Origin of the sequence: Streptococcus oralis (genome assembly GCF_001579025.1) — a bacterium.
Lineage (GTDB): Bacteria > Bacillota > Bacilli > Lactobacillales > Streptococcaceae > Streptococcus > Streptococcus oralis_X.
The window spans coordinates 901,831-905,562 of record NZ_KQ970235.1; the positions used below are offsets into that span (position 1 = coordinate 901,831).

4 protein-coding genes and 1 pseudogene are annotated in these 3,732 nt (G+C 39.1%); 2 read left to right on the forward strand and 3 right to left on the reverse strand.

Going from position 1 to position 3,732, the window contains the following annotated elements:
• Positions 1-182 (reverse strand): DNA gyrase subunit A (locus tag SORDD27_RS10265; protein WP_231069292.1); only part of this gene is annotated, 182 nt, incomplete at its 3' end.
• Between the two features lie 194 nt (positions 183-376).
• Here SORDD27_RS10265 and SORDD27_RS04325 point away from each other — a divergent pair.
• Entirely contained in the window at positions 377-1,363 is a 987-nt protein-coding gene (locus SORDD27_RS04325) for an L-lactate dehydrogenase (RefSeq protein ID WP_000127489.1), read from the forward strand.
• 131 nt (positions 1,364-1,494) lie between these two features.
• On the opposite strand, the gene SORDD27_RS04330 is transcribed toward SORDD27_RS04325, so the two are convergent.
• On the reverse strand, positions 1,495-1,770 hold the full coding sequence (locus SORDD27_RS04330) for an HU family DNA-binding protein (protein ID WP_001284636.1): 276 nt from the start codon (positions 1,768-1,770) through the stop codon (positions 1,495-1,497).
• Between the two features lie 107 nt (positions 1,771-1,877).
• Complete coding sequence (locus SORDD27_RS04335; RefSeq protein ID WP_061427550.1) at positions 1,878-2,714, reverse strand: DegV family protein; 837 nt, start codon at positions 2,712-2,714, stop codon at positions 1,878-1,880.
• Between the two features lie 141 nt (positions 2,715-2,855).
• Here SORDD27_RS04335 and SORDD27_RS04340 point away from each other — a divergent pair.
• A pseudogene (locus tag SORDD27_RS04340) lies at positions 2,856-3,705 on the forward strand (YitT family protein).
• Positions 3,706-3,732 lie beyond the last annotated feature (27 nt).

The window sequence follows — 3,732 nt, forward strand, 5'->3', positions numbered from 1 at the left end:
GGGGTTTTGTCTGGAGTAACACCTAGTTCATTCATTCCGTATAGAATACGACGGTGAACTGGTTTTAAGCCATCTCGAACATCAGGAAGAGCACGCGCTACGATAACACTCATGGCGTAGTCGATAAAGCTGGTCTTCATCTCCTTTGTCAGATTAACATTCACTAAGTTTTTATCCTGCATTCATAAATGCCTCATTTCACAATTAGTAACTAGATATATTATACCATAAAGTGTAGATCATTTCAGTCTTTGGAAATCACTAAAACGTTTACATACTTATCCCGAAGGTATATCCGTGACAAAGCTTAGCAAAAGTGATAGAATGAAATCAAATGGGGTTCCCCCTTAATAAAATAAAGGAGATGTTTAGACAAATGACAGCAACTAAACAACACAAAAAAGTGATCCTTGTCGGTGACGGTGCCGTAGGTTCATCTTACGCTTTTGCCCTCGTAACACAAGGAATTGCACAAGAACTTGGTATCATTGAAATTCCTCAATTGTTTGAAAAAGCAGTTGGTGATGCTGAAGACCTTAGCCACGCGCTAGCTTTTACTTCACCTAAAAAAATCTATGCAGCTAAGTACGAAGACTGTGCGGATGCAGACCTTGTAGTTATCACTGCTGGTGCTCCACAAAAACCAGGTGAAACTCGTCTTGACCTTGTAGGTAAAAACTTGGCAATCAACAAATCAATTGTTGAACAAGTTGTTGCATCTGGATTTGACGGTATCTTCCTTGTTGCTGCTAACCCAGTTGACGTCTTGACATACTCAACATGGAAATTCTCAGGTTTCCCTAAAGAACGCGTTATCGGTTCAGGTACTTCACTTGACTCAGCTCGTTTCCGTCAAGCACTTGCTGAAACTATCGGTGTTGATGCACGTTCAGTTCACGCCTACATCATGGGTGAACACGGTGACTCTGAGTTTGCTGTTTGGTCACACGCTAACGTTGCCGGTGTTAAATTGGAACAATGGTTGCAAGCTAACCGTGACTTGAATGAAGCTGACCTTGTTGAACTCTTCATCTCAGTTCGTGATGCAGCTTACTCAATCATCAACAAAAAAGGTGCTACTTATTACGGTATCGCCGTTGCCCTTGCTCGTATCACTCGTGCTATCCTTGACGATGAAAATGCGGTGCTACCACTTTCTGTATTCCAAGAAGGTCAATACGGTGTTGAAAATGTCTTTATCGGTCAACCTGCTATCGTTGGTGCACACGGTATCGTTCGTCCAGTTAACATCCCATTGAACGATGCTGAAACTCAAAAAATGCAAGCATCAGCTAAAGAACTGCAAGCTATCATTGATGAAGCATGGAAAAACCCTGAATTCCAAGCAGCTTCTAAAAACTAATGAAAAGAAGGTTCTCAAACATGGGAACCTTTTTCTTTTTGCACAGAATCATAACTCAACTTTTCAAATAAACAAAAAAAGCCTATCGACCAAGCAATGAAGATTGATACAATAGGCTTTTTGAAAATTCATTATTTAACAGCGTCTTTAAGAGCTTTACCAGCTTTGAATGCTGGAACTTTAGAAGCTGCGATTTTGATTTCTTTACCAGTTTGTGGGTTGCGACCTTTACGTGCAGCACGCTCACGAACTTCAAAGTTACCGAAACCGATCAATTGAACTTTTTCACCAGCTGCAAGGTATTCAGTTACTGCTGCAAATACAGCGTCAACTGCTGCTGCTGAATCTTTCTTAGTCAATTCTGTAGCTTCTGCTACTTTAGCGATCAAATCTTGTTTGTTTGCCATGTTAACAAATCCTCCAAATAATTTCTAATTAACAAATATAATCATATCCTAAAATCGGCTATAGGTCAAGTCAAAAACACTATTTTGACCATTTTTTCTCTATTTTTTTAGGAATTGTAGCGAATTAGAATCGCCCAAGCATTCTCTCCAGTATGAGTTTGAATAATAGAGCCAGTTTCCAATACAGAGATTGGTTTCTCAACATAAGGTTGCAATAATGCCTTCATCTCATTCGCCCATTCGTTCGTTCCAGCGTAGGAAATTCCAATCTCTGCAACTGATTTTTGGGAAAGAGTATTGGTTAATTCCTCAAGCCACTTTTTGAAAGTTTTCGCTCCACGTCCTTTGACGATTGGTTGGAGTTCGTGGTTTTTCATCTGCATTATTACACGAATATTCAAGAGTGAACTTAGTAATCCTGTCACACGTCCAATACGACCACCCTTAACTAAGTTTTCTAGCGTCGAAACACCGATATAGAGTTCTGTATGATTTTTGACGTCCTCTACATGAGCTAAGATTGTTTCTAAGTCTTTACCTTCTTTAGCAAGTTTTGCGGCTTCAACAACTTGGAACTTCATTGCTTGATCTGTAAAGGAACTATCAATAACCGTTACATCAGCAGTAGAGAGACTTGCCCCTTGGCGAGCAGCTTCCACAGTTCCAGACAAGGCATGGGACATGTGAATGGCGATAATTTGACTACCATCTTTACCTAGTTCTTCAAAGACCTCAGCAAATACTCCTACAGGTGGCTGGCTTGTTTTAGGCAGATTCTTACTTTGTTGCATAAGATGAAGGAATTCTCCCTCTTTCAAATCTGCATCCGAATAAAGCACACTATCAATCATAACTGATAGAGGGACAACAGTGATATTTAATTCTTTAACTACTTCTGGTTCGATAGTAACAGAAGAGTCCGTTACAATTTTTACTTGTGTCATAATTCAATCTTTCTATTCTTCTCGATAGGATTGGGATTTTCTCCTTTATTATATCAAAAAAATGATAAAAAATCATAAGTGATCCGATGAAAAGAACTGAATTTTTGGTATAATCTATCTATAGAAAAGTGAGGAACAGCCATGATTCGAAAACTTCAACCGATTATCACTATTATTTTTGGAGCTGCTATCTATGCCTTCGGTCTTACTTACTTTGTTGTTCCTTATCATTTATTTGAGGGAGGGGCGACAGGTATTACCTTGATTACCTACTATCTTTTTAAGATTCCTGTCTCATTGATGAACCTCTTGATTAATATCCCTTTATTTATCCTGGCTTGGAAGATATTTGGACCTAAGACCCTCTACTCCAGCCTTCTAGGATCTATTTCACTTTCCATTTGGCTAGCAATCTTTGAGCGCATTCCTTTGCATATCGACTTGCAAGGAGATCTCATCATTGTCGCTTTAGTCTCAGGAGTCTTACTAGGGGTTGGTTTAGGAATTATCTTTAATGCTGGTGGAACCACTGGTGGCTCTGATATCGTTGCCCGTATCCTCAACAAATACACCAATATTTCGATTGGTAAATTGCTCTTTGGGATTGACTTTTTTATCCTAATGTTGATTTTGATTATCTTCCAGGACCTTCGTCTAGTTACCTATACCCTCTTATTTGACTTTATCATCGCTCGTGTTATTGACTTGATCGGTGAAGGGGGTTAGTGCTGGTAAAGGATTTATGATTATTACCCAATATCCTGATCAATTGGCCAAAGAGATTAACGATGAACTCGGACGTGGCGTTACCTTTATATCTGGTCAAGGCTACTACAGCAAAAAGGATTTAAAAATTATCTACTGTATCGTCGGTCGAAACGAAATCGTAAAAATGAAAGATATGATTCACAAAATTGATCCTCAAGCCTTTATCACCATCACTGAGGCTCATGAAATTCTGGGTGAAGGATTTACTTATGTGAAAGATTAAAAAAGCTGGGAATTCCCAGCTTTTATT

What these genes read in the sequence shown, in the direction of transcription:
- SORDD27_RS04325 (WP_000127489.1), top strand. Translation starts at nt 377, where the DNA reads ATGACAGCAACTAAACAACACAAAAAAGTGATCCTTGTCGGTGACGGT.
- SORDD27_RS04330 (WP_001284636.1), bottom strand. Translation starts at nt 1,770, where the DNA reads ATGGCAAACAAACAAGATTTGATCGCTAAAGTAGCAGAAGCTACAGAA.
- SORDD27_RS04335 (WP_061427550.1), bottom strand. Translation starts at nt 2,714, where the DNA reads ATGACACAAGTAAAAATTGTAACGGACTCTTCTGTTACTATCGAACCA.